20 protein-coding genes are annotated in these 26595 nt (G+C 44.1%); all 20 read left to right on the plus strand.

What is annotated here, in order from left to right; genetic code table 11:
- Window positions 1-49: 49 nt before the first annotated feature.
- The gene (locus tag KFT32_RS10175) at window positions 50-886 is read left to right on the plus strand and encodes a MurR/RpiR family transcriptional regulator (protein ID WP_211747092.1); all 837 of its coding nucleotides are present in this window, start codon (window positions 50-52) and stop codon (window positions 884-886) included.
- A 52-nt stretch (window positions 887-938) separates the two neighbouring features.
- Window positions 939-2285 (plus strand): ABC transporter substrate-binding protein, encoded by a 1347-nt coding sequence (locus KFT32_RS10180; protein ID WP_211747093.1) that lies wholly within the window; start codon window positions 939-941, stop codon window positions 2283-2285.
- 45 nt (window positions 2286-2330) lie between these two features.
- Window positions 2331-3683: an ABC transporter substrate-binding protein gene (locus KFT32_RS10185; RefSeq protein WP_211747094.1), complete on the plus strand. Its 1353-nt coding sequence runs from the start codon at window positions 2331-2333 to the stop codon at window positions 3681-3683.
- Between the two features lie 134 nt (window positions 3684-3817).
- A complete protein-coding gene (locus KFT32_RS10190; protein ID WP_211747095.1) occupies window positions 3818-4735 on the plus strand; it encodes a carbohydrate ABC transporter permease in 918 nt (305 codons plus the stop codon).
- Window positions 4736-4766: 31 nt separating this feature from the next.
- Complete coding sequence (locus KFT32_RS10195; protein WP_211747096.1) at window positions 4767-5600, plus strand: carbohydrate ABC transporter permease; 834 nt, start codon at window positions 4767-4769, stop codon at window positions 5598-5600.
- A 21-nt stretch (window positions 5601-5621) separates the two neighbouring features.
- A complete protein-coding gene (locus KFT32_RS10200; protein ID WP_211747097.1) occupies window positions 5622-6728 on the plus strand; it encodes an ABC transporter ATP-binding protein in 1107 nt (368 codons plus the stop codon).
- Between the two features lie 24 nt (window positions 6729-6752).
- Window positions 6753-7466, plus strand: coding sequence for a hypothetical protein (locus KFT32_RS10205; protein WP_211747098.1), 714 nt, complete (start codon window positions 6753-6755; stop codon window positions 7464-7466).
- A 153-nt stretch (window positions 7467-7619) separates the two neighbouring features.
- On the plus strand, window positions 7620-8792 hold the full coding sequence (locus tag KFT32_RS10210; RefSeq protein ID WP_211747099.1) for an exo-beta-N-acetylmuramidase NamZ family protein: 1173 nt from the start codon (window positions 7620-7622) through the stop codon (window positions 8790-8792).
- Window positions 8793-8796: 4 nt separating this feature from the next.
- Window positions 8797-10473 carry a beta-N-acetylhexosaminidase gene (nagZ, locus tag KFT32_RS10215; RefSeq protein WP_211747100.1) on the plus strand — a complete coding sequence of 559 codons (1677 nt, stop codon included), beginning with the start codon at window positions 8797-8799 and terminating at the stop codon, window positions 10471-10473.
- On the plus strand, window positions 10470-11657 hold the full coding sequence (locus tag KFT32_RS10220) for an anhydro-N-acetylmuramic acid kinase (protein ID WP_211747101.1): 1188 nt from the start codon (window positions 10470-10472) through the stop codon (window positions 11655-11657). The genes nagZ and KFT32_RS10220 overlap by 4 nt, the downstream gene beginning before the upstream one ends.
- 175 nt (window positions 11658-11832) lie before the next feature.
- Window positions 11833-12972, plus strand: a complete 1140-nt coding sequence (locus tag KFT32_RS10225) for a DUF2087 domain-containing protein (RefSeq protein WP_349304892.1) — start codon at window positions 11833-11835, stop codon at window positions 12970-12972.
- 316 nt (window positions 12973-13288) lie between these two features.
- Window positions 13289-14260, plus strand: a complete 972-nt coding sequence (locus tag KFT32_RS10230) for an iron-hydroxamate ABC transporter substrate-binding protein (RefSeq protein ID WP_211747103.1) — start codon at window positions 13289-13291, stop codon at window positions 14258-14260.
- Between the two features lie 17 nt (window positions 14261-14277).
- Window positions 14278-15285, plus strand: coding sequence for a FecCD family ABC transporter permease (locus tag KFT32_RS10235; RefSeq protein WP_211747268.1), 1008 nt, complete (start codon window positions 14278-14280; stop codon window positions 15283-15285).
- A complete protein-coding gene (locus KFT32_RS10240; RefSeq protein ID WP_211747104.1) occupies window positions 15285-16292 on the plus strand; it encodes a FecCD family ABC transporter permease in 1008 nt (335 codons plus the stop codon). Before KFT32_RS10235 ends, KFT32_RS10240 begins: the two co-directional genes overlap by 1 nt.
- 190 nt (window positions 16293-16482) lie before the next feature.
- On the plus strand, window positions 16483-18057 hold the full coding sequence (locus KFT32_RS10245) for a response regulator transcription factor (RefSeq protein WP_211747105.1): 1575 nt from the start codon (window positions 16483-16485) through the stop codon (window positions 18055-18057).
- On the plus strand, window positions 18057-19862 hold the full coding sequence (locus KFT32_RS10250; RefSeq protein ID WP_211747269.1) for a cache domain-containing sensor histidine kinase: 1806 nt from the start codon (window positions 18057-18059) through the stop codon (window positions 19860-19862). The genes KFT32_RS10245 and KFT32_RS10250 overlap by 1 nt, the downstream gene beginning before the upstream one ends.
- Before the next feature lie 233 nt (window positions 19863-20095).
- On the plus strand, window positions 20096-21400 hold the full coding sequence (locus KFT32_RS10255) for an ABC transporter substrate-binding protein (RefSeq protein WP_481856326.1): 1305 nt from the start codon (window positions 20096-20098) through the stop codon (window positions 21398-21400).
- 215 nt (window positions 21401-21615) lie between these two features.
- Window positions 21616-22464 carry a carbohydrate ABC transporter permease gene (locus tag KFT32_RS10260; RefSeq protein WP_211747270.1) on the plus strand — a complete coding sequence of 283 codons (849 nt, stop codon included), beginning with the start codon at window positions 21616-21618 and terminating at the stop codon, window positions 22462-22464.
- A complete protein-coding gene (locus KFT32_RS10265) occupies window positions 22461-23285 on the plus strand; it encodes a carbohydrate ABC transporter permease (RefSeq protein ID WP_211747107.1) in 825 nt (274 codons plus the stop codon). Before KFT32_RS10260 ends, KFT32_RS10265 begins: the two co-directional genes overlap by 4 nt.
- A gap of 99 nt (window positions 23286-23384) precedes the next feature.
- Window positions 23385-26453: a beta-galactosidase, LacZ type gene (gene lacZ / locus KFT32_RS10270; protein ID WP_211747108.1), complete on the plus strand. Its 3069-nt coding sequence runs from the start codon at window positions 23385-23387 to the stop codon at window positions 26451-26453.
- Window positions 26454-26595 lie beyond the last annotated feature (142 nt).

A 26595-nucleotide genomic window follows, 5' to 3' on the forward strand; every position in this document is an offset into this window, starting at 1 on the left:
ACTTAACATTTTGTGCATAAGAAAGTAGATTGGAGGTGAGGCTGCCCGTATGAATGGTGGCTTGGTTCGTCTCAAAGAAGTCTATGAAACGCTTAATCCTTCGGAACGCAAAATTGCAACTTACATCCTCCAGCACCCCGGAGAAATGATCGAGTTCTCCGTTGCTGAACTTGCTTCCAAGAGTGGAGCAAGTCAAGCAGCCATTATTCGTTTGTGCAAAACGATCGGCTTCAAGGGGTACCAAGATTTGAAGCTGAAAGTGGCAGGTGATCTGCAGGGGCACAGCGACGAGGCAGGCTATCAGGAGATCAGACCGAATGACAGCGTATCAGCGATCATCCAGAATGTGTCTATCAATAATATCCAGTCTATTCGGGATACGCTGAAAATTATGGATGAGGCGATGGTTGAGCGTGCTGCCTTTTTAATGGAAAAAGCAAGACGTATTTATTTTTTTGGCGTCGGTGCCTCCAATTTAATCGCGATGGATGCCCAGCAGAAGTTTTTGAGGATTAACAAAACGAGTTTTTATTTCGCAGATCCTCACCAGCAACTGACAGCTGCCGTGACCATGACCAAAGAGGACGTCGCCGTATGTATTTCCTACTCGGGAGAGACAGAAGAGGTACTGCGCGTAGGTGAAATTGCAAGACAGCGAGAGGCAGAAGTAATCAGCTTGACGAAGTACGGACATTCGAAGCTCAGTAAACTAGCAACGGTGCCCTTATTCACGTCTTCTACAGAGAATGAGATACGCAGCGGTGCCATGGGTTCCCGCATTACTCAGCTTAATCTGATTGATATTTTATACCTCTGTGTAGCCAGCAAGAATTACGAGCAATCCGTAAAATATCTGGAAGAGAGCAGAAGGGCCCTAAAAAGGTAGAGAATCAAAATCTACGTTGTTCCTTGAAGGAACACGAGGGGAGATATTTTTCATGAGAAAAACGTTAATTCTGCTGACTTCTATTCTAATGTTTGCCGCAACAGCTTGCAGCGGCGGGGGTGGAGGCAATTCTCAAAGTGCGGATGCCAAAGATACGGTTACGGTATGGACGTATCCTGTTCATAACAAATATGAAGACGATTTAAAAGATCTTCTCGCTGACTTTAAGAAAGATCATCCTAATATTACGGTCAAAACTGAAATGCTGACTTGGGCTGAGGGCCCTAAGAAATTCGATGTTGCCCTGAATACAGGAAATCCGCCAGATTTGTATTTCCACAGTGTGGATGGCAGTTATGTGGATTCAGGTCTAGCTATCCAGTTGGATGATTTTCTGACACCGGAAATCAAGGATGACTACTATCCGGGGACGCTCGAACTGGGTCAAGTTCAAGGAAAACAATATGGACTTCCGATTTATCAGTATCAGTGGGGTTGGGGCGGTAACAAGAAGATCCTAGATGATGCTGGTGTTGATTGGAAAAAGATTCAGCAAGAAGGCTGGACATGGGATGAATTCTTACAAATTGCGCCTAAGCTGATGGGCAAAGCACCCGATGGTACGACACAGTATGCTTTTGTGACTGAAGGACAAACGATGGAAATCATGGAACTCCTCTCCCGTAACTACAACATGCCGGATGTCCTGAATGCGGAAGGTGAATTTCAGTGGAATGATGATCGAATTCTAGAAACACTCAAGTTTCTCGAGTCACTGCGCACGGAAGGATTTATGCCAAAAGAAACGGCAGCGATTGCTCCAGCAAAACGGGTAGAAATGTTTTACGCTGGGCAGGCAGCCATTATTTCCAAAGCAATTCCTTACTACGACGTATTGATTAAGCAAAGAAATGCGGATATTGATGCCGGAACAGTACAAGGTGACAAAGTAGAGTTCGTATTACTGCCGGTTCCACATCATAAAGACGCACCGCAAAAATCAACAATGGGCGGCGAAGGTTATGTAGCCTTTAAACAAAAGAAAGACAAAGGTGAGCAGCATGCCAAAAATACATTCCTCGTTATGGAAGCTCTTAGCGGTGCCAAAGCAGGAAATTCAGCCAACGAGCTTGTCCTTCCTTTTGTAAGAAAATCGCAGGCTGAGTACTTTGAAGGTAAAGGTTTAGGTACAGAAGAAACCATTGCCGCAGCTAAAGTGATGGCTGAAAACATGGAGCAACCTGTAGTTCTGTCGCTGGATTCTGATCTTGCAGCTAAGCAGAAACAATTCAAAGAACAAGTCATGAAACCAAATATTCAAGCCCTCTTTACAGGTGAGAAATCAGCAGAGGAAATTGCCGCTGAATTCAAAACTAAGGGAGAGCAAATGTTCAAGTAAAGTACAGCTAAACCAAATCATGCAGTACCAAAGGAGAATCGGGATATGAAGAAACCACTAACGCTCATGCTCGCCATGATGATGCTCATCGTTACGGCGTGTGGTGGAGGAACTTCCGGAGACGGCGGAGCACATAGTGCAGATGCAAAAGATACCGTTGTGGTATGGACATACCCTGTTCACGGAACGTATGAAGATGATTTGAAGGAGCTCATTGCTGATTTTAATCAGGACCATCCCAATATTACAGTCAAATATGAAATGCTGTCCTGGGCTGAGGGACCGAAAAAATTTGATGTGGCACTAAACACCGGGAATCCGCCAGATCTCTACTTTCATGCGGTAGATGGTGCTTATGTCAAAACAGGGCTTGCCTTAGAGCTGGACTCGTATATTACCCAGGAAATGAAAGATGACTTTGTACCAGGTACCTTGGAGCTCGGTCAGATTCAAGGGAAACAATACGGTCTGCCTCTCTATCAAAGTCAGTGGACTTGGGGTGGGAATAAGCGGATTCTAGAAGAAGTGGGCATCGACTATAAGAAGATCCAAGAAGAGGGCTGGACCTGGAGTGAATTTACGGAAGCGGCTGCCAAACTAACGGGGACAGCTCCAGATGGTTCCAAGCAGTATGCTCTCGTTACCGATGGTACTTCTCTTGATTTTATTGAAATGATTGCTAACAACAATGGAATGCCTGATGTTCTGAACGACAAGGGAGAATTCCAGTGGGGTGACGATCGCATTTTAGACACCTTGAAATTCATCAAAAACCTCATTGATCAAGGCTACATGCCTAAAGAAACTGCGGCAATTGCTCCTGCTAAACGAACAGAGATGTTCTATGCTGAGCAGACCGCAATCCTCTCCAAAGCACTTCCCTACTACGATGTCATGATTCAAAACCGGAACAAAGATATTGATGCAGGAACCATTCAAGCAGAAAAAGTAGAATTTGTACTGCTGCCAGCTCCTTATCATGATAACGCCAAGCCAAGAACAACGATGGGTGGCGAGGGTTATGTAGCTTTTAAACAGAAGAAAGATAAGGGAGAACAGCATGCAAAAAACACCTTCCTTGTCATGGAGGCACTGAGCGGTGCTAAAGGCGGAAACTCAGCTAATCAGCTCGTATTGCCATTCGTTCGTAAATCCCAGCAGGAATATTTCAAGGATAAAGGTGTTGGGAGTCAAGAGACAATTGATGCAGCAAAAAAACTGGCTGAAAATCTAGATGTTCCCGTCACGCTTACGCTGGATGTTGATAAAGCTGCTCAGCTCAAACAGTACAAGGAGCAAGTGGTGAAACCGAATATGCAGGCACTCTACTCGGGTGAGAAGACGCCAGAGCAGATTGCCGAAGATTTTAAAGTCAAAGCAGAGCAGATGTTTAAATAATGTCTCTTAGAAAAGCCGGGCGAACAGGAAAAAATATCATCTTGATGATCCCTCTTGTTCGCCAGGTCTCTTCTTTTACCCAATAAACATACGCAGTTCATGATGTTCCTAACAACAGATAGGGGTGAACAACGATGCAGACAGCGCTTGCGCCGAAACGGGCGCCTTCTTCCGGTCCAGGACGCTTTTTCAAAGAATATGGCTGGGCCTATCTTTTTATTTTTGCACCAGTCCTGTTGTTCCTTATCTTTACACTTTATCCTGTAGGCAGCGCCTTTGTGATGAGTTTTCAGGAGTATGATGTTATCCAGTCCAGCTGGGTTGGAGTTGATAATTACAGTAGGTTATTTCAGGACACGATTTTCTGGAAATCGATGCGGAACACACTTCTTTTCACATTAGGAACGGTTCCTATCAACATCCTGATTACGTTTGTACTCTCTGTGCTAATCTTTCAGATGAAAACAAAGTGGCAAACGTTCTTCAAGGCGACGCTGTATTTACCAGCCGTTGCTTCCGGTGTGACCATCTCCGTTGTATGGCTCGCCATCTTTGACCCGACGGGGTCTGGTCTTCTTAACCGCTTTATTGGTTTGTTTGGCCTCGATCCGGTTATCTGGCTAGGCCAGTCCAGCACCGCATTATTTTCGCTTATTCTGATGAGCTGGCTCGGATCGCACGGGGCAGGCATTATTTTGTACATGGCTGCTTTAGGTGGAGTTCCCAAATCACTCTATGAAGCCGCAGATATTGATCACGCAAGTGCATGGACCAAATTTACCCGGATCACGTGGCCTCTTTTGAAACCCACCACACTTTATTTGCTCGTTACTGGGGTTATTGGTTCATTCCAGGTGTTTATCTCGGTTTATCTTATGACGCAGGGTGGACCAAACTTTGCAACGACGACGATTGCCTACCTCATCTATCAAACAGCCTTTACATTCTATGAATTTGGTCTGGCGTCCGCACAATCATTTATTCTTGCCATTATTATTGTGGTCATTTCTGTAGTGCAATTTAAATACTTCTCAAGTGATGTTGAATACTAGACGGCAGCCAAGAGGGAGGTGCTACCCGTAGATGGATACGAAAAAAAGATCAATTCTGCTCATTCTCGCCGCCGTTATTATTTTGCTGTGGGCCATTGTGACGGTTATTCCTTTGTACTGGATGCTCGTTGGTTCAGTTCAGGATACGAAAGTATCAGCTACATTTCGTCCGCAGATGATTCCGGAAGTCGTTTCAATGACACCTTATGAAAGGTTTTTTGGTAAAACGGATGCCTGGCGATGGTTATGGAACTCCTTTTTTATCGCAGCGGTAACGACTATTACGAATGTGTTCTTTGCCTCACTTGCAGGTTATGCCTTTGCCAAGCTGAAGTTCCCTGGGAACAAGGCGATTTTCTGGGTACTGCTGAGCACGATGATGATTCCCGCACAGGTGACACTCATTCCGCTTTATGTACTTATGGTCAATGTGTTTAACATAGGGGATACCTATACAGCGATTATTTTACCGATGGCCGTTAGTGTAGGGAATATATTTTTAATGAAGCAATACATGTCTTCTCTTCCGACCTCACTCATTCATGCCGCTCGTATTGATGCCTGCAGTGAGTTTGGGATCTTTTGGAAGGTCATACTTCCGATGGCTAAACCAGGACTTGCTGTCCTTGCTATTTTTAGCTTTGTTGCCTCTTGGAACGAATTTTTCTGGCCATTCTTGATTACCAATTCAAACGAGATGCGGACCATACAGGTGGGACTGGCTTCCTTTGTATTCGGTGACGCTTCCGATTTTGCCGCGATGATGGCGGGGGCTACCGTTGGTGCACTCCCGATGATTATTTTGTTCTTCTCCCTGCAGCGTTACTTCCTGCAAGGCATTACCATTGGAGCCGTTAAAGGCTGATGACATGAAGGAGGAATTCCTATGGCACGCGTAGAGTTTCGACAAGTGCGTAAGCAATTTACAGATGATAAAAAAGGAACTTTTACCGCGGTGGCGGGCTCTGATTTTGTCATTGAAGACCAGGAGTTTGTCGTGTTTGTCGGTCCTTCCGGCTGCGGTAAAACAACGTCGCTTCGCATGATTGCAGGCCTTGAAAAACAGACCGATGGAGACATTCTGATCGGAGATCGGGTAGTAAACAATCTACATCCCAAGGATCGGGATATTGCGATGGTGTTTCAGGATTACGCACTGTACCCGCATATGACTATTCGTGAAAATCTCTCATTTGGACTTCGGAATCTGAAGAAAGATAAGCAGTTTATTGATCAGCAAGTTGAAAATGCGGCTTCCATTCTGGGGCTTACCCATATGCTTGAAAGAAAACCTCGTGAACTTTCGGGGGGACAAAGACAGCGTGTTGCAGTAGGTCGTGCCATTGTACGTGACCCGCAAGTGTTCCTGTTTGATGAGCCGCTTTCTAACCTTGATGCCAAGCTGCGCATTCAGATGCGAGTAGAGCTAAGTGAGCTCCACAAAAGACTCGGAGCGACCATCGTATATGTAACTCATGATCAGGTAGAAGCAATGACGCTTGGTGAGCGTATCGTCGTTATGAACAACGGCGTCATCCAGCAAGTTGATTCACCTACCGAACTTTATGCGAATCCCCAAAACATGTTTGTTGCCGGTTTTATCGGTTCCCCAGCAATGAATTTTATGGATGCGACGGTAAAAGGAAATCAGGTTGCGGTAGAAGGTGCCTCCTTTACCCTTTCAGATGGAGTAGCTGCTGGTCTTTCCGGTTATCAGGGCCAAAAAGTGATTCTCGGCATACGTCCTGAGCATATTTATGGAGAAGATTTGGCCCCAGTGCTTGAAAGCCCGCATAAACTTGCTGTGAAAGTAGAAGTGGTCGAGCACTTGGGCTCGGAGAACTTGGTGTATTTTCATGTTGGTAGTCGAATGATTACAGCGAAGGTGAATCCGGAGACGATTGCATACAGTGGTCAGCCTAAAACTTTCTTATTAGATCTTAGAAAAGCCCACTTTTTTGACCCTGAGACAGAAGAGCGAATCCGCCTATAAGGCACTTTAAGGAGTGATGAAGCGATGCGAAAGTTAAATGAAGTCCTGGTGAAGACAGGTGCAGAGGTCTACCGCGAGATCGTTCCGGTGGCTTTGTACAGCCTGATTAGCTCACTAATCCTGCTTCCTGCCATTCTGTTACTGCCACTTACGGTAAGTCTGATTGTCGTACCGTTCGTTTACATGCCACTGTTCTTTGGCGTACTTCATGTATTTCATCATAAACTGGAACGGAGAAGCAGAAGGTCAGGAATGCGTGATTTGCTGGAGGGAGCAAAAAAAGGCTACTTTGCCGCGGTGATCATGGGACTATTCGTATCGCTGCTTGTCATCATTCTGTGGTCTACATGGTGGTATTACGGAAGCAAAGAGGGCATGTTCTATACGGTAATAGCCTTATTTCAAACGTACTTTGTCATCATGGCCTTCATCTCCCAGTTCCACACCTTCCAGTTGATTCTGCAAAAAGAAATGGGCATCTTCCGCGCCATGGGTGAAAGTGCCAAACTGCTATTTCGTTATCCGGGATATACGGTGGGTGCATTTTTTCAGGCTGCCTTGCTAAGTTTATTGCTTGCTCTAACAGCTGTAGGTTTCTTCGTTCTCTTTAACGGCATGATGGGCGTGTACCTGAACAAAATAACTGCAAATGTGCTCCAAGAAGATGAGCAGCCAGTAAATGACGAGTGGGATGAAGGACATTTTGGAACAAAGCATAGCGTTTCTTCTATGAAATAACGAGAGCGGAAGCAGCACAGTTGTTTCATAATCTGCTTCAAAAATAAAGAAAGAGCGCAGGTATGAAATTACCTGCGCTTCTTTTATTCAAATTCTGTTTCATTCTCGGTAGAGCGGCTAGTTTGTTACCTCATATAGAAGGAGGACGTAACCATGACAGTAAAAGTACGTACAGGAGCAGATCTGATACAAGATCTGGATCATCCATTTCTAAGAGGCAAGCGGGTTGGTCTAGTCACTAACCCGACTGGTATTACTTCGGATTTCCGAACAACGATTGAGGTATGTTCCCATCTTCCGCACAGTAAGCTGACAGCCCTCTTTGCAGGGGAACACGGACTATACGGAGAGCGGCAAGCTGGGGTTTTTTTTGAAGATGAGTTTCATTCAGAACTGAATATCCCTGTATTTAGTCTCTATGGGAAGCATAAAAGGCCAACGGCGGAGATGCTTGCTCACGTAGATACAATTATTTTTGATATGCAGGATATTGGTATCCGTTTCTATACCTATTTGTCCACTCTTTTCTATATAATGGAATCATGTGCTGCGAGTGGGAAAGCGCTCTTAGTTCTTGACCGTGTGAACCCCCTTGGCGGAGAACAGGTAGAAGGTGGATTACTGCAGGAAGGGTATGAGTCTTTTGTAGGTGCATGGTATATGCCAATACGTACGGGAATGACGATAGGTGAAATCGCCTTGATGAGAAATCAGGAAGAGCGAATGCATTGCGATTTGGATGTGGTGAAGCTTGCGGGATGGACCCGAGGCATGGAATTTACCGAAACGGGTCTTCCTTGGATGATACCATCTCCCAATATGCCAACACCGGATGCGGTCCGTGTTTATGCAGGGACGTGTCTCTTCGAAGGGACAAATCTCTCGGAAGGACGGGGAACGACACGTCCCTTTGAGTGGATTGGTGCTCCTTGGATCGATGGAAAAAGGCTAGCTGATCAATTGAACAGTAGGTGCCTTCCTGGCGTTCATTTTCACCCGGTATACATAACACCGATGTTTTCTAAACATCAAGGTACGTTGTGCGGAGGAGTACGTCTTTTTGTAACAGATCCGCTCTGGTATCGGTCTGTGGAGACGGGGCTTGTCTTGTTGCATGAGGTGATCAACCACTGCCCGGAAAAGTTCGAATGGCTTGCTCCGCCAGAAGGAAGAACGAGATGTTTTATAGATTTGCTTACAGGCGGGGAAGAAGTTAGAAGTGTTGTGGCAAATCAGGCAGGACTCTCGCAAATCATGAAGAAGTGGAAGCAGGATGAAAGTGCTTGGAAACAACGACGTAAACCTTATCTATTATATGGGAGATGAAGACATGGATCGAAACCTGAATGTAGAAACGTTACTTAAGAAACTGAGCTTGCGTGAAAAAATAGGACAACTGCTGTTATGCGGATTGCCAAGTACAGAGCTGACAGAACCGCTTGCTGATTTTTTTAGAGCCAATCCGGTCGGCGGCATCATTTATTTTGCGAGGAACGTACAGAATGTGGGCCAAGTTGCGAATCTAACTTATGAGTTGCAAAACGTAGCACAGAACGCTAATCAAATTCCGCATTTCATCTCTATCGATCAGGAAGGCGGTATGGTTGCAAGGATTGCCGAAGGGATCACTTTATTCCCTGGAAATATGGCGATTGCCGCTGCGGGTTCACCGGAAGATGCATATGAAGCTGCACTTGCGAGCGGTAAAGAGATGAGTGCGCTTGGAATTAACCTGAACTTTGCGCCCGTTCTTGATGTAAACAATAATCCGCTTAACCCGGTTATTGGCGTTCGCTCTTTTGGGGAGTCTCCGGAAGTCGTAGCTGAATATGGTGCGAATTCTGTTCGTGGACTGCAAGATGCCGGTGTGTCTGCTGCAGCCAAACATTTCCCTGGACATGGTGATACCGCAGCTGATTCCCATCATGACTTGCCTGTTGTTCCTCATGATCTAGCCCGGATGAATGAGGTGGAGCTAGTTCCGTTTATCAAGGCGATTGAAGAAGGCGTAGATTTCATCATGTCAGCCCATATTTTCTTCCCGGCACTGGAATCTGAAGGGAAACCTGCTACCCTATCTTCCTCAGTACTCACAGGTCTGCTAAGAGAGGAACTTGGTTACCAAGGTGTAATTATGACCGATTGCATGGAGATGAACGCAATTGTAGATACCTATGGAACCGTAGAAGCATCCGTGATGGCGATTGAAGCAGGAGCAGACTTGATTTTGATCAGCCATACGCATGATTTGCTGACCGGAGCGTACGAAGCGATTGAAAAGGCGGTAGCCGAAGGAAGAATCAGCGAAGAACGTATTAATGAGTCTGTTCGCCGTCTACTTGAAATGAAAATTCGCCGCGGGATTATGACCGAACAAGGTGATTTCCCTGCTCATAAGGTAACTGCACCCGTAATTAATGCCGAAGGGCTTCCGGTTGGGGTTGGAGTTAAAGAACATCAAGATCTTGCACGCCGAATCAGCGAGCGCAGCATGACTTTGGTTCGTGATGAAATAGGTATGTTGCCTCTGAAGAAGCAGCGTACACTGGTCGTAACGGTCGCTTCGTCTGCTATGACCATTGCGGATGAAATTATTAAGGATCAATATAGTCTGGGGACTGCACTGATCGAGCAGGGGCTAAATGCGATTGATCTGAGCATCCCTGCTGCAGAGGTAGCTGAAGAAACGGCACGTGTGCTGGAAGCAGCTCAAGAGGCAGAAATAGAACAGATCGTCATTGCGACGTATAATGCTCATTTCTATGAAGAACAGTCCGAGCTTGTTAAACAGTTGCAGGCGCTTGGAAAACCACTTGCGGTTGTCGCTACTCGTAATCCGTATGACATTGCAGCTTTCCCTGAGGTAAAGGTATACATGGCTGCATATGAGAGCAGACCTCTAACGATGGAGAGCATTGCGAAAGCGCTGCTCGGTTCGATTCCTTTCCAAGGAACACTACCTGTCTCCCTAGGCGACCAAGAAAAAGCAAATACGGCCCACGTATGATTACCGGATTCCATCAGGAGACAGAGAAATTAGTCATCGGACTGATGTCCGGTACGTCCCTTGACGGAGTTGATGCTGCCCTTGTCCAGTTAGCTGGGAGCGGGCTTCGTACGAAGGTAAAGCTGTTAGCTTTTACAAGCTTACCTTATGAACAGCATTTCAGAGAGCAGATTAAAGAGCTCTGTAATGTAGACCATTCTAGTGTAGATAAAATTTGCTCTATGAATTTTCGGCTGGCAGAACGGTTTGCGAAAGCAGCGCAGGCAGTAGCGGATCAAGCCAGCCTTTCGATGGAGCAGATTGATTTTATTAGTTCACATGGACAGACGGTGTGGCATATTCCCGAGCTTGACCCGAAGCAGCCTGAGCTGAGTCGGTCTACCTTACAGCTTGGCGATCTGTCTATTATTGCACAGCGTACAGGCAGGCCCGTTGTTGGGGATTTCAGGCCGGCTGATATGGCTGCTGGAGGTCAAGGTGCACCCCTAGTGCCTTATGGCGATTTGATCCTCTTTAGGGATGCTCATAAGGGAAGAATACTTCAGAACATTGGTGGAATTGGTAACTGTACTGTGCTCCCAGCAGGTTGTCAGCAGGATGATGTAATCGCTTTTGATACGGGGCCTGGAAATATGATCGTAGATCAGATTGTTCAGACGTTATCCGCTGGGGAGCAGTTGTATGACAGCGGTGGCCAATGGGCGGCTTCTGGCACTCCAGATAAGGATATGGTTCAGCGGTTGATGGAACATCCTTATTTTCAGCTGCCTGCGCCGAAGTCCACCGGCCGTGAAGTGTTCGGAGTAGCCTATGCCACTAAATTCCTAGAGGTAGCGGCAGGGCGAGGTTTATCACAGGCAGATATGGTAGCTACAGCAACCTGGTTTACAGCTGTTTCCATAGCGCACAGTTACGAGAAATTGATTTTCCCTAATCATGATATTGATGAGATCATTATTTCGGGTGGGGGAGCCCATAATGTAACTTTGATGAAGATGATTAACGATCTTTTACCGGGGAATCAAGTTACGACTTCAGGAGCATATGGACTCATTGATGACGCGAAGGAAGCTGTGATCTTTGCCATACTTGGCAATGACTTTATGCATGGAGTAGCCAATAACATGCCATCAGCAACAGGAGCAAGTAAAGCTGTTGTTATGGGGAAATTGGCATTAGGATAAAATATCGTGCAAAACTATTGTGAAAAAAAGGAGAGCCTAAATGGGCTCTCCTTTTTTATAGACAAAAACATATAATGTCTAATTATATTTAAACGTAATATTGATTAGTTTGACATTTTACAAACGAATTCATATAATATCTATATATTAATAAACAATGCAGGGAGAAATTACTGTGACAGAACAACATCCTGATTTTGCGTATGATGCCTCTCTGGAGGAAATGAAACGCGGATATATCGAGACAGAATATGAATATGTTTGTGTCTGCTGTGGTTACGCCGCTGAAAAAGGGATCATCTACCCTCACAATGGAGTGTTATACGAATCATTCAGATATATACAAGTCCATATTCAGCAGGACCATGGCTCGGTGTTTGAATTCCTGATATCACAAGATAAAAGAATTAGTGGACTTTCTGATGTACAGCGCAGGTTGCTAGCTCAATTTTATCAAGGGAAAAAGGATGCTGAAATCCAAAAAGAGCTTGGAATTGGCTCTACGTCTACGATTCGAAACCATCGATTTGTACTCAAGGAGAAGGAACGACAAGCAAAAGTGCTGCTCGCCGTGATGGAACTGCTGCATTCACATGAACCCGATGCTGCCGGATTACCTCCTGCTCCACTTCGAAGCAAAGTGTCGCAGGAAGTGAATAAGGAGACTAACTCACTGACCGAGCAAGAGCAGGTACTCAGCAAATATTTCCCGTTTGGTACGGATGGCCCGCTTGAAACGTTTGGTGCTCAGGAGAAGCATCGTCTCATCATTATGGACGAAATCGCAAGACGTTTTGATGTAGAGAAAGTTTATACCGAAGCAGAAGTGAATGGCATTCTCGAGCAAGTCTATGAGGATTATGTGTTACTTCGCAGATCTATGGTTGATTACGGAATACTGAGCCGGGAAGAAGATGGAAGCAGTTACTGGCTCACACCTCAGGAAGGAGAGAATAGCCAGATGACAAACCGCAGAGAGGAATTAAAACAGCTAGCAAAGGAAATGAAGACAGAAGCAGGTGTCTACCAGATTCAAAATAAGGAAAACGGCAAGCGATATATAGCAAGTACGCCCAATTTGAGAAGTCTGAATGGTCAGCAGTTTATGCTGAATATGGGCAGTCATCGTAACCGCAGGCTTCAGGAAGAATGGAAGCAGTATGGTGAAGATGCTTTTGCTATTGAGGTTGTAGAGAAGCTAAAAGTACCGGAAAGCAATCTGTTTTTTGATGCCAAAGATGCACTCAAGAAGCTGGAAGCAAGTTGGCTTGAAAAGCTACAACCTTATGGGGAAAACGGTTATAACGAAGCATAATGCTAGGAGATACAGCACGCAAATCTTATGATCGAACAAAGATCAAATACAGGTAATAGAGTTAAGATTACATCTATCTAAAGAGGACGGGGCAGAAGCGAGCTGCCCCGTCCTCTTTTTGATTTACGGGACAAAGTCTTGGATGAAAAGGGGAGAGGGGGATGTCTGCATCATTGTTCATCTTTTTCAAATAAGTTATTGACAGATATAGTAATTGAGACTAGTATTCATTCATATAATACTGATTATCATTCTCAATAGAATGATGATCGAGAACGTTATTATTCGATTATATTCATAAGGGAGATAAAGAAAGATGAAGAGATTACTCGTTCCATTTATTTTAATTATGGTGCTGGTTATTAGTGCTTGCGGAAACGCAGGTAATGGCTCAAGTAGTACTGGCGCTTCTGAATCCGCTAACAATGGATCTGAGCAAACCAAAGATTCCGGACAGGTACCGGTAGAGTCTGGGACAATTACATATCAGTCAGAAAGTGGACCGATTGAGGTTCCTGCGAACCCACAGCGCGTGGTTGTTCTGTCAACCTATACTGGGGACTTGATTTCTTTAGGTGTAAATGTGGTCGGAGTCGATTCATGGGCGATGGCAAACCCTAAATTTAAAGAGAAATTACCAGGTGCAGTAGAAGTGTCAGATGAGAATCTGGAGAAAATTATTGAACTAGATCCAGACCTTATTATCGGATCGTCTGATAACAAAAACTTGGACAAGCTAAAAGAAATCGCTCCAACAGTAACGTATACTTACGGAAAAGTAGATTACCTTACACAGCATCTAGAAATCGGTAAGGCAGTGAACAAAGAAAAAGAAGCACAGGCTTGGATCGATGACTTTAAGCAACGTGCCCAGACTTTGGGTGACGAAATCAAAGCAAAACTCGGTGAAGATACTACCGTTACAGTAATGGAAAGTTTCGATAAACAAATGTACGTTTTTGGAGATAATTGGGGTCGTGGGACGGAAATTCTTTATCAGCAAATGGGGCTGAAAATGCCGGAAAAAGTAAAAGAAATGGCTCTTAAGGACGGATACTATGCGATTTCTTCAGAAGTCCTTTCCGAATATGTGGGTGATTATCTGGTGTTCAGCAAGTCTGCAGAACAAGATAATTCATTCCAAGAGACTTCCACATATAAAGAAATACCTGCCGTAAAAAATGGTCATGTATTTGAAGCAAATGCAAGTGAGTTTTATTTTAATGATGCGTTAACATTGGACTCACAACTTGAATTCTTCCGTGAACACTTTCTAGGAAATGAATAGGGAAAGAACAGATGACAATGTTTAAAAATAAAACGATTAGCATACCGATGATCGCAAAATTCATCGTCGGCGCCATCTTATTTGTAACTGCATTTATGCTAGCGATCGTCCTTGGTGCAGCAGATACGAGCCTTAAAGATGCTTGGTCTGCCATTACCTTTGGAGCCACTAATGAGGCCATTACGATGATACGGGAAATTCGGCTGCCAAGAGAAATTGCAGCTGTATTAGTAGGCGCGGCTTTAGCGGTATCGGGAGCAATTATGCAGGGGATGACTCGCAATCCACTTGCTGATCCAGGCCTGCTTGGCATTACAGCGGGTGGTAATTTTGCACTTGCTGTCACGCTTGCCTTACTGCCTTCGGCGAACTATTTTACAGTCATGCTGGCCTGCTTTGTAGGAACAGCACTTGGTACGCTGCTTGTTTTCGGTATAGGAATGCTGGCGAAAAACGGGCTGACACCGGTGAAATTGGTCCTGGCCGGCTCTGCTATCTCTGCTATGCTCTATGCGCTCGCGGAAGGAATCAGTTTATATTTTCGAATCTCGAAGAATGTATCGATGTGGACATCTGGAGGATTGATCGGTACAACATGGGGTCAGCTGCAGTTAATCATTCCTTTTATTCTTATCGGGCTGATTGTTGCGATGATTCTATCACGGCAGCTTACCATTCTAAGTTTGAATGAAGAGATTGCAGTAGGCCTTGGACAGAACACCAAATATATTAAAATCATTCTGCTTCTCGTTATTATTGTTTTAGCAGGTGCGTCTGTTGCTCTTGTGGGAAGCATGGCATTTATTGGCCTGATGGTTCCTCATATTGTACGTTTCATTATCGGTACAGATTACCGATATGTTCTTCCGATGTCGGCGATTTGCGGTGCTACTTTTATGCTGCTTGCCGACACGCTGGGTCGTACCATTTATGCTCCTTACGAAACACCTGTAGCAGCGATCGTTGCTATGTTAGGATTACCTTTCTTCCTGCTCATTGTCAATAAAGGAGGGAAAGGTTACTGATGCTCGGATTTCAAAAAAACAGAAAAGTTGGCATTACGCTGGCTGCGCTCGCTTTGCTTATTTTGTTCACTTTGCTTGTCAGTCTAAGCCTGGGTGCTTCTTCTTTATCTTTTAGCCGCCTGCTTCCGACCTTTCTAGGTAACGGGACATTTAAGGAAGAGTTTGTACTGTTCTCGATTCGGCTTCCGAGAATCATTATTACACTGCTCGCCGGGTTTGCTCTTGCCTTATCTGGTGCGATTCTGCAAGGAGTAACAAGAAATGATCTTGCCGACCCAGGGATTATCGGGATTAACTCAGGTGCCGGCGTAGCGGTCGCTATCTTCTTTCTATTTGTTCCGATTGAAGCAGGGAGTTTCACATATCTCATTCCAGTGGTTGCTTTTATAGGGGCATTGCTGACGGCAGCTGTTATTTATGTTTTCTCTTATCGGCGCGGGGTGGGGCTGATTCCGATGCGACTCGTGCTTGTCGGAGTCGGGTTCTCGATGGCACTTTCTGGCGTTATGATCGTGTTAATCTCTTCCACCGATCAGGTGAAAGTAAGTTTCATCTCTCGCTGGCTTGCGGGGAATATATGGGGAACGGACTGGATTTTTATCTATTCAATCCTGCCATGGCTGATCATCTTAATCCCTTTCACTTTGTATAAGGCACGCCGTTTAGACCTGCTGGGACTTAGTGAAGGAGTAACGATTGGTCTTGGAGTCTCCATTAACAAGGAAAGAATTATTTTGCTTGTCTCGGCTGTTGCACTTGCGGCCGCTGCCGTATCTGTTGCCGGGAGCATTGCTTTTATCGGGCTTATGGCTCCTCATATCGCTAGAGCGCTCGTGGGACCAAGGAATTCAGTTTCATTACCTGTGTCGATATTAACAGGAGGCTGGCTGCTACTGTTAGCAGATACGATTGGTAGAAATATTGCAGACCCTGATGGTATTCCTGCTGGCGTAATTGCGGCGCTGATCGGTGCTCCTTACTTCATATATTTGTTGCTGAAGAAATAAATCAATGCTCTTATTGGTAAAAATAAAAAAGACGAAACAGCCAACATGCTGACTTCGTCTTTTTTTGTTTATTTTTAAATGTAATAATTGGTTATATGTGTAAAATGTAAGCGGTATTACATATTTATTAATTTAGAGTGAACGTGTATGATAAAAGAAAGAGGAACCGGTGTTCCAAGGGGGTCAAGAGATGAGATCATTATGTAAAGTCATTATCGTCGATGACGAAATGTTGGTCAGACAGGGGATCAAACATCTTCTGGACTGGGAACAAGCTGGTTTTTGTATCGTAGGGGAAGCTTCAAATGGTTTGGAAGCGCTCGATTTGGTGGAAGAGCTTCAACCACATATTGTAATTACAGATATAGTCATGCCGATTATGGACGGCGAAAAACTGGTGAGGGTAGTGAAAGAGCGATACCCAGCAATTGAAGTTATCGTACTTAGCAGTTTCAGTGAATTTGATTATGTACGTTCTACTTTCCAGAATGGGGTAGCAGATTACATTTTGAAACCTAAACTAGAGGCAGAATATTTGCTCTCTATCTTGAACAAAACAGCTGCCAGAATAGAAGGACTAGGTAATCCAGTACAAGAAGAGCGATCGGAAGAAAATCAGATAGAGCAAGCAATTGATAGAATGATATCCGGCTATGAGGCAGAGTTATCTGAAGAGGTTGTCAGCAGACAGTTTCCTTACGAGAAGTTTGTTCTCATCGGTGTGGATTTAAAACGAATGAAGGAATCAACTTGGCAGAAGAATATTGAAAAACAATGGGATCGGTATATGGAGCAGTTCGGGACACAACAAGCTAAATATATGAAAGTACGATCACTTTCTGGTACTCTTCTTTATTTACTGAATGCAGATGACCCATGGAAGGAACGAATTGAACATTGTAAACAGTTCATTTCCCGTATTGTACAAGAGAACACACAGCAAATACCTCTTCATTTTGTATTTAGTGACCGGTTTACTGATTTTTTCAAGTTGGGAGAGGTTTATAGAGATCAGTACGAGAAACTAAAACGATATTCGTTTTATTTGCCGACCAGTTTGGTACTGGAGAGAAGTCATTTGCCTGCATTGCCAGAGTCCTTATCAGAGATCGACATGGCAGAGCTGGTAGATGGATTAAAGCGAAAGCAATTTCATAAAGCGTTTACTACTTTTCTCGAACATGTACATTTCAAATCTCTGGACTATGAAACCGATGTTTTTGAATTCAAGTCACTGCTTGGTAATTTTATATTTAATGTTACGAATACGCTGGGCAAACTGAAGTATGAAATTGTTCCGCTAGAAAACAAGAAATATGATTATTTCCGTCAGATTGACGAGGCAATGTATGCACGTGATGCAATCTTGCTCATTGAGAAATTTATTCAGGAGGTAGAGGGTATTACGAGCGAGACGGAATCGTCAGTGAATCCCGGTATCCACCGACTGCTGACGTACATTCAAGAGCATTATGCAGAGCCGATTACACTGACCGAGGTCGCAAAAGAGTTCCATTTTAACGCATCGTATTTATCCAGTTATTTCTCTGCTAATAATAATGAAGGATTCAGTGAGTATTTGAATAAGGTCCGAGTAGAGAAGGCGAAAGAAATGCTGGTATTCACAGATGAGTCCATCTCCGAAATCAGTGATCGAGTAGGCTACTCTGACCAGAGTTATTTTACGAAAGTATTCAAGAAGATGACAGGCGGTTCACCAAGTCAGTATCGTAAGGAGCAGGTACAGGAGAAACAGAATCTATGATGAGGGGGAAGCTTGCAAGTTTGAAAAAACAAAGCCTATTTGTGAAGCTATTTCTTGTAACCCTAATCAGTATTATTGCGGTGTCGCTGCTTTCGGTGGCCATTACAATTCGCATGTCTGAAAATCTGTTTCTAAAGACGTTTAGCATTACCAATGAAAAACTACTTGGGCAAGTTAAATCGAACCTGGAGTCATACAACAGTGCTGTAGCGACGAGCGCCACCCAAATTGCACAGAGTGGAGTCATTCGAAATTATTTGACGAGCGGCGAATCGGACGCTGCATCTATGTCAATGCAGACGTATACGATGACCGAACGCCTAAAGTCTATTAAATCCAATCTTAGTGCCTATGAAGTGGGAGTGACCTTGATTGGTACTAACGGACGAAGTTATACGACCGATCCTTGGTACTGGTCTATGACCGCAGAAGAATTGAAGAATCATGAGATCACCAAGCAGACGGAAGCACATCCGCGCCAAATTATGTATCAGCTTTATGATGGTAAAAAAGAGTCGGGAAAGGAAGAGGAACCCATCCTGGTCGCATCTAAAGCCTTGTATCAACATTCTACGGGTCAAATATATGGCAAAATGTATGTCATGCTTCGAGATAGTTATTTTCAATCTTTTTACGAAAATTTCACGAGTGAAGGTAACGATGTACTGTTGATGAATTCCCAGGGGCAGATCGTCTCCAGTAATCGCAGTGAACTGATAGGGCAAACGGATGCTGCTTTATTGCATACGGTAACGGAGCAGGAGGAGAGTGGTGTCAGCAGCTCTAATCTTTCTTTTAACGGAAGCGAGCTTACCGTATTATCGGAGTATTTGCCTGAGTTTGATTTTTATCTCGTGAATCTTCTTGATAAAGATATAGCCATGGGTGATATGGTTAATGTAAAAGCGCTTACGCTCACGATCATGTCCATTGTTCTGCTATCCCTGATCGTCGTCTATCTGATTACTAGAAAAATGACGAAATCGATGAGAGGGCTTGTCAGCCATATGTCTCGAATTCCGACCAGTGGATTTAATCACCGTGTAGATGTGACAAAAAGCGGATATGAGGTAGAGGAGCTTGGGAATGCTTTTAATTATGTTCTGGATGAATTAAACGATTATGTGGACAGATTGGTAGAGACGCAGAAACAACAGCGCAAAGCCGAACTTGCAGCACTCCAAATGCAGATCAATCCACACTTCTTATATAATACGCTTGCCTCTGTTAAGTTTCTTGTACAACAAGGGAATAAAGAAAAGGCCGCAGAAACCATTAATGCACTAATTACCTTACTGCAGAATACCGTCAGTAACGTACAAAGTACGGTTACCGTTCGTCAAGAACTGGACACGCTCAAAAATTATATTTTTATCAATCATGTGAGGTATGGTGAAAAAATTCGGGTGAGTTACTTCATTGAGCCAGACAGTATGGACTATCAGGTTCCGAAGTTAATGCTGCAGCCTTTTATCGAAAATGCATTCTTTCATGCATTTAATCAAAAAGGTGAGGGGACCATTTTTATTATGATTTCGGTTCAAGATGAACATCTCGTCTGTGAAGTGAATGACAATGGAGATGGGATGGATCTTGGTTCATCTGAAAGCGGTGAGGATGGAGTCTTTCCAAAGACAAAGAGGAATCGCCAATTATTTTCTGGTATTGGGATTCAGAATGTGGACCATAGACTTAAGTTCATGTACGGGGAAAGCTATGGAGTGGATATTAACAGCAAACTTGGTGAGGGTACCAAGATCAAAATAACACTTCCTCTTGTAAAACAGGACGAAGAAAGTATATAAATGATGAAGCAAAAAACATCTGATTTGGAATATAAAAGGGTATAAATCTAAAGAAAAAACCAAAATCTAAAAATAGTACACGTAAAAAGCACGAGATAAGAAAGGGAACTAAGAAAAGCACCAAAGCTTGTAAATATAGTTCTAAAGAAAACGCATACAAGGGTGATAAGATGGGGGTGTAGTAAGTAAACGCTTCCATCTTTTTTACTTTTAATTAAAGCCTTGAGGGGGTTATTTCATTGAGAAAATTACCAAAAATACTTTCTGTACTGCTAGCTAGCGCAGTAGTGCTTTCCGCTTGTTCTACAGGGTCAGACGGACAATCTAGTGAGGGAAGCAGTGCAGATACAAAAGAGATTACAGTCTGGGCATGGGACCCGGCATTTAACATTGCTGCAATGAATAAAGCAAAAGAAGCTTATGCAGAAACGAATCCCGACCTGAAAATCAACGTCGTGGAAAATGCACAAGCGGATATCGTGCAGAAACTGAACACGGGCCTAAACTCCGGTTCTACTAAAGGACTTCCTAACATTGTTCTGATTGAAGATTACCGGGCACAAAGCTTCTTACAATCGTACCCAGACTCTTTCTTCAAAATGGGTGACCTCATTAACGCAGCTGATTTTGCAGATTACAAAGTCGGACCTACTAGCGTAGATGGCGAACAATACGGCGTTCCTTTTGATTCTGGTGTTACTGGATTGTATGTAAGAACAGACTATCTGGAGCAAGCCGGATACAAGGTGAGCGATCTTCAGGATATTGATTGGAACAGATACATTGAGATTGGTAAAGACGTAAAAGAGAAAACAGGAAAAGCTATGCTGACACAAGATCCTAACGATCTTGGAATCATCCGTATGATGGCTCAATCAGCGGGTTCTTGGTACACAACAGAAGATGGCCAAACGCCTAGCATTGCTGACAATGCAGCCATGAAAGCCGCATTCGAAACTTACAAGCAGTTAATGGATTCCGGCATCGTTAAAGTGATTTCCGACTGGAGCCAGTTTGTTGGTGGCCTTAACAGCGGTGATGTAGCATCCGTTCCAACTGGAAACTGGATTACGCCTTCTATTAAAGCAGAAGCTGCCCAATCCGGTAAATGGGCTGTAGTTCCTCTTCCAAAACTTCCGGGTGTAGAAGGTGCTACTCATGCATCTAACCTAGGCGGCAGCTCATGGTATGTAATGAACGTCGATGGTAAAGAAGCAGCAGCAGAGTTCTTGGCTAAAACATTCGGTTCTGATTCAGATCTGTACCAAACATTGAACAAAGAAATCGGTGTAATTGGTACACTCAAGGCTGCATCAGAGGGTGAAGCGTACAAAGCGGAAGACGAGTATTTTAGTGGTCAAAAAGTGGTATCCGACTTTGCTGCCCTGACCGAGCAAATTCCTAACGTAAACTACGGTTTGAACACGTATGCGATTGAGGATATCCTGGTTGTTGCGATGCAGAACTATATGGGCGGAAAAGATCTTGATTCCGTATTGAAAGATGCTCAATCCCAGGCTGAGACGCAAATTCGTTAATTGATTGCCTGCAAGCGGACCCTTGCTCCTTCTGCTTCTCCTCTAGAGAAATCTCTACAGAAGGAGGAAAGGGCAAGGGTCCTCTTTATGAAAACCATACAGAGAAAAAAACATACTAGAAAACATAGAGAAGGGTGTGGAGTGGTGTGAAATCTGCGAAGACCGCGACGAGTACCGGAAGCCCTAAGGGCATGGGCAGTCAGAGACGCATAAATATGACAGGCTGGTTGTTTGTGCTCGTGCCGGTTCTTGCGATTAGCTTGTTCTATTTTTATCCGATGGTTCAGGCACTGATTCTGTCATTCAAATCAGGCCGAGGAATGAATCTGGATTTTGTCGGATTTGATAACTATCTTCGTTTGTTCCAGGATAGCAACTTTATTACAGCAGTAAAAAATACATTTATCTATCTCATCATTCAAGTTCCAGTGATGCTGGTTCTTGCCATCTTTATTGCCGTTCTGCTAAACGATGAAAATCTGAAATACAAAGGTTTCTTTAGAACAGCAATCTTCTTACCGACAGTAACATCACTTGTTGCTTACTCCGTAGTATTTAAATACATGTTTGGCGGAGACGGCATTGTAAACAAACTACTGATGAATGTACACCTGATTTCGGAACCAATCCAGTGGATTACCGATCCGTTCTGGGCGAAAATTACGATTATCATCGCCATTACTTGGCGCTTCACAGGCTATAATATGATTTTCTATCTGTCTTCTCTGCAAAATATTGATAAATCAGTATATGAAGCAGCTCGGATTGATGGAGCGAATGCTTTCACCCAATTCTTCAAAATTACAATTCCACTTCTAAAACCGATGATCTTATTCACGACCATTACATCGACCATTGGTACCCTGCAGTTATTTGACGAAGTTGTCAACATTACGAAGGGTGGACCGGGTAATTCCACCATGTCGATTTCACAGTATATTTATAACTTATCGTTTGAGTACACACCTGACTTTGGATATGCAGCAACTGTTTCCTACTCCATCGTAATTATGGTAGTTCTGCTGACACTCATTCAGAACAAAATTGGGGGCGATAAAAAATGATAAAACCCAAACGATTTTTTACGTATCTATTTCTCATTCTCGCTGCCCTGATCTCGATCTTTCCTTTTCTATGGATGATCACAAGTTCAACGAATTTGTCAGTAGATGTTACGAAGGGAAGAATGTTACCTGGATCGCATCTGATCGACAATGTAAAGAACCTATTTAATAGTGTAGATATGTGGCAGGCTCTTTGGAACTCAGCTAAAATCTCTATCGTAACGACGATCCTCTCGTTACTTGTTGCATCGGCAGCAGGTTATGGATTCGAGATCTACCGCAGTCGTGCCAAAGATATCGTATTTAACATTTTGCTAGCATCGATGATGATTCCTTTTGCAGCGATTATGGTTCCGCTCTATCAGATGTTTGCGAAAGTATCTAGTGTGATTCCCTTCCTTGGGATCGACACAGCTTCGGCCGTTATTTTGCCGACATTTACTACTGCGTTCTTAATCTTCTTCTTCCGCCAAAGCTCGAAGATGTTTCCGAGAGACTTGCTGGAAGCAGGACGTATGGATGGTCTGACTGAAATTGGACTTTTCTTTAAGATCTACATGCCAACGATGAAATCAACGTATGCAGCAGCTGCGATTATTACGTTCCTCAACAGCTGGAACAACTATCTGTGGCCGCTCATCGTATTGCAATCGCCTGAAAATATGACGGTACCGCTGCTGATTTCTAACCTAGGATCAGGGTATGCACCGGATTATGGAATGATTATGTCGGCGATTGTCATTACTACTTTGCCTACTGCTCTTGTATTTTTTATCATGCAAAAACACTTTGTAGCAGGAATGACAGGGTCGGTTAAGTAAATGAATAGGAGTACCTATTAGGAAAGGCTGTTGTGACGTCAGTGTACGTAAGTACTGGCGTCACACAGTCCTTTCACATATAGAAATGGAGGATCAATAATGAAACAATTACTAGATCAAAAAGTAACTCCCACTACAGCGTGGCTGTCTGATGTAAGCGTATTCGGAGTAGGCAGGGTACCTGCTCATTCTGATCACAAATATTATGCAACAACCGAAGAGGCGGAACAGAGCGGAGAAATGCCGCTTCGCTATAGCTTGAATGGGAGCTGGAAGTTCAGCTATGCTAAGCAGCCCGCTTCGCGCCAAGTGGATTTTTACAAGAAGGATGTATCCTGCCGAGGTTGGGATCTAATCGAAGTTCCGGGACATATGCAGTTGCAAGGGTACGGAAACCCGCAATATGTGAATACCATGTATCCGTGGGATGGACACGAAAACCTTCGTCCTCCGATGATTTCAGAAGATCATAATCCGGTAGGCAGCTATGTGAAGTATTTTACGGTACCGGAAGGATGGGACGGACGCCCTCTTTATATTTCTTTCCAAGGTGTAGAATCGGCTTTCTATGTATGGCTGAATGGAGAATTTGTTGGATACAGTGAAGACAGTTTTACACCTAGCGAGTTTGATCTTACCCCTTATGTAACGGATGGCGAGAACAAACTAGCCGTAGAAGTATATCAGCGCAGTACGGGCAGCTGGCTGGAGGATCAGGATTTCTGGCGTTTCTCCGGTATCTTCCGGGAAGTATATCTATACACTGTACCTGAGGTACACGTCCAGGACGTTTTTGTGAAGACAGATTTAGATGAGAAGTACGAGATGGGTACACTTCTGGCCGACCTTACACTCACTGGAACGTCTGCTTCTAAAATCGAGTTCGTATTGAAGGACGCAGAGGGCAATATCGTTGCGGCGCAGGAAGCCCTGTCCTCAAGTGATCATCTTTCTATGAATTTAGCTGCGGGCCAAGTTCATCTATGGAGTGCAGAGTCACCTTATCTGTATACACTGTATGTTTCTTTGTATAACGAAGCAGGAGATCTAGTTGAAGTTGTTCCTCAAAGAGTAGGCTTTCGCAAGTTCGAAATGATAAATAAAGTGATGCATCTTAACGGTAAACGAATTGTTTTCAAAGGTGTTAACCGGCATGAATTTAATGTGTATCAAGGACGGAATATTACGAAGGAAGATATGATCTGGGATATCAAGACGCTCAAGCAGGGTAATATGAATGCAGTTCGTACATCCCACTATCCAAACCAAACACTTTGGTACGAGTTATGTGACGAGTATGGAGTATACGTGATTGATGAAATGAATCTGGAAACTCATGGTTCGTGGCAGAAAATGGGGGCAGTTGAGCCGTCATGGAATGTACCTGGGAACCAAATGGAGTGGGAAGATATCGTGATGGATCGTGCGATTTCCATGGTAGAGCGGGATAAGAATCATCCTTCTATTCTGATCTGGTCTTGTGGTAATGAATCGTACGCTGGGCAAGTGATTTTGAATGTATCGAATTATTTCCGTGAAAAAGACAGTACTCGTCTTGTGCATTATGAAGGGGTATTCTACGATCGAAATTATGGTGCAACGAGCGATATGGAGAGCCGGATGTATGCCAAAGTAGCGGATATTGAAGAGTATTTGAATGATAACCCGGATAAGCCATATATCAGCTGTGAGTATATGCATGCGATGGGGAACTCACTCGGAGGCATTAGTAAATATACCGATCTTGAACAGAAGTATCCAATGTACCAAGGCGGTTTTATTTGGGACTACATGGATCAGGTAATTATGAAAAAAGACCGTTACGGCAAAGAATTTATGGCCTATGGTGGGGACTTTGACGATCGTTCTACCGATTACAACTTCTCCGGTAACGGAATTGTATACGCAGACCGTCGCTGGTCTCCGAAAATGCAGGAAGTAAAATTCGTATATCAGAATGTGAAGCTGATGCCGAGCCTGACGGGAGTAACGATTCGAAACGAGAATCTATTTGTGGGTACGGATGCGTATGATCTTGTATACACGCTGAACAAAGAAGGGAAGCAACTGTTCTCCGGAAGAATGGATGTTCATGTGGCTCCGGGAGAGGAAAGACATATTGCGTTCACTCTGCCTGAAGTAAGTAGCCAGCCTGGCGAGTATAGCATAGACTGTTCTCTTGTACTGAAGGAAGGAACGCTATGGGCAGAAGCTGGATACGAAGTATGTTACGGACAGCATGTGTTCCTCGTGGAAGAGGCAAAAGGGGATTCATCTCGTGCGAAAGGATCAACAGCGCCAAATGATTTCCGCGTTGTAGAGGGCGATGTGAATATCGGCGTTCATGGCCGTGATTTCTCGGTTATGTTCTCAAAACAAGCGGGAACACTGATTTCCGTCAACTATGGGGGACGGGAGATGATCTCAGCTCCGCCAGCTCCGCTCTTCTGGAGAGCGATGACGGACAACGATAAAGGAGCAGGACTCCATTTTGATTCTTCAGCTTGGTATGCAGCAAGCCTGTCTCGCCGGACACTGGGCTTAGAACTTGCAGAACAGGATGGACAAGCAACGATAACGTACACGTATCAACTCAGTGTTTCTGAGGATGTACGGGTAAAAGTTGCTTACACCGTATTTACAGACGGAAGTATTCAGGTCGATTCTACTTATAAAGGTGCAGCTGGCTTGCCTAAATTCCCACTCTTCGCACTATCCTTCAAAGTTCCAGCAGATTATGCGAACCTTAACTGGTATGCAAAGGGGCCAGAGGAGAACTATGTAGACCGTGCTGAAGGGGCAAGACTCGGACGTTTTGAGAATCGTGCTGAAGACAATGTATCTGCTTATCTCGTTCCGCAGGAATCGGGTAACCGTACGGGCGTTCGAGAAGTTGCTATTACGAACGATACAGGAAAAGGGATTCTCATTACAGCTCCTGCGTCACAGCCTGTAGAAGCAGGAATCTCGCCTTATACGGCGTTTGAACTGGAGCAAGCAACCCATCATTACGAGCTGCCAAATGTACATCATACCGTGGTGACCATTGCCGGATGCCAAATGGGTGTGGGTGGAGATGATAGCTGGGGAGCACCCGTGCTGGATGAATACTTGATCGATTCAGCAAGCGATCTATCTTTCCAATTCACAATTCGAAATAACGGATAATTATATATGTAGAAAGAGCCTTTCCCCGATGAAGAGGAAAGGCTCTTTTGTTATTATCTGTTATTGTATTGATCAATTAACTGAAAAGAAAATAGATTTATGTTTTAATCTAATTGGATAATTATTTCTTTCTAGAGGAGAT

The sequence above is a fragment of the Paenibacillus sp. Marseille-Q4541 genome (assembly GCF_018310695.1).
Classification (GTDB): Bacteria; Bacillota; Bacilli; order Paenibacillales; family Paenibacillaceae; genus Paenibacillus.

Excerpts from the sequence above, each read along its gene's own strand:
- KFT32_RS10175 (WP_211747092.1), top strand. The coding sequence starts at position 50 with ATGAATGGTGGCTTGGTTCGTCTCAAAGAAGTCTATGAAACGCTTAAT.
- KFT32_RS10180 (WP_211747093.1), top strand. The coding sequence starts at position 939 with ATGAGAAAAACGTTAATTCTGCTGACTTCTATTCTAATGTTTGCCGCA.
- KFT32_RS10185 (WP_211747094.1), top strand. The coding sequence starts at position 2,331 with ATGAAGAAACCACTAACGCTCATGCTCGCCATGATGATGCTCATCGTT.
- KFT32_RS10190 (WP_211747095.1), top strand. The coding sequence starts at position 3,818 with ATGCAGACAGCGCTTGCGCCGAAACGGGCGCCTTCTTCCGGTCCAGGA.
- KFT32_RS10195 (WP_211747096.1), top strand. The coding sequence starts at position 4,767 with ATGGATACGAAAAAAAGATCAATTCTGCTCATTCTCGCCGCCGTTATT.
- KFT32_RS10200 (WP_211747097.1), top strand. The coding sequence starts at position 5,622 with ATGGCACGCGTAGAGTTTCGACAAGTGCGTAAGCAATTTACAGATGAT.
- KFT32_RS10205 (WP_211747098.1), top strand. The coding sequence starts at position 6,753 with ATGCGAAAGTTAAATGAAGTCCTGGTGAAGACAGGTGCAGAGGTCTAC.
- KFT32_RS10210 (WP_211747099.1), top strand. The coding sequence starts at position 7,620 with ATGACAGTAAAAGTACGTACAGGAGCAGATCTGATACAAGATCTGGAT.
- nagZ (WP_211747100.1), top strand. The coding sequence starts at position 8,797 with ATGGATCGAAACCTGAATGTAGAAACGTTACTTAAGAAACTGAGCTTG.
- KFT32_RS10220 (WP_211747101.1), top strand. The coding sequence starts at position 10,470 with ATGATTACCGGATTCCATCAGGAGACAGAGAAATTAGTCATCGGACTG.
- KFT32_RS10230 (WP_211747103.1), top strand. The coding sequence starts at position 13,289 with ATGAAGAGATTACTCGTTCCATTTATTTTAATTATGGTGCTGGTTATT.
- KFT32_RS10235 (WP_211747268.1), top strand. The coding sequence starts at position 14,278 with ATGTTTAAAAATAAAACGATTAGCATACCGATGATCGCAAAATTCATC.
- KFT32_RS10240 (WP_211747104.1), top strand. The coding sequence starts at position 15,285 with ATGCTCGGATTTCAAAAAAACAGAAAAGTTGGCATTACGCTGGCTGCG.
- KFT32_RS10245 (WP_211747105.1), top strand. The coding sequence starts at position 16,483 with ATGAGATCATTATGTAAAGTCATTATCGTCGATGACGAAATGTTGGTC.
- KFT32_RS10250 (WP_211747269.1), top strand. The coding sequence starts at position 18,057 with ATGAGGGGGAAGCTTGCAAGTTTGAAAAAACAAAGCCTATTTGTGAAG.
- KFT32_RS10260 (WP_211747270.1), top strand. The coding sequence starts at position 21,616 with ATGACAGGCTGGTTGTTTGTGCTCGTGCCGGTTCTTGCGATTAGCTTG.
- KFT32_RS10265 (WP_211747107.1), top strand. The coding sequence starts at position 22,461 with ATGATAAAACCCAAACGATTTTTTACGTATCTATTTCTCATTCTCGCT.
- lacZ (WP_211747108.1), top strand. The coding sequence starts at position 23,385 with ATGAAACAATTACTAGATCAAAAAGTAACTCCCACTACAGCGTGGCTG.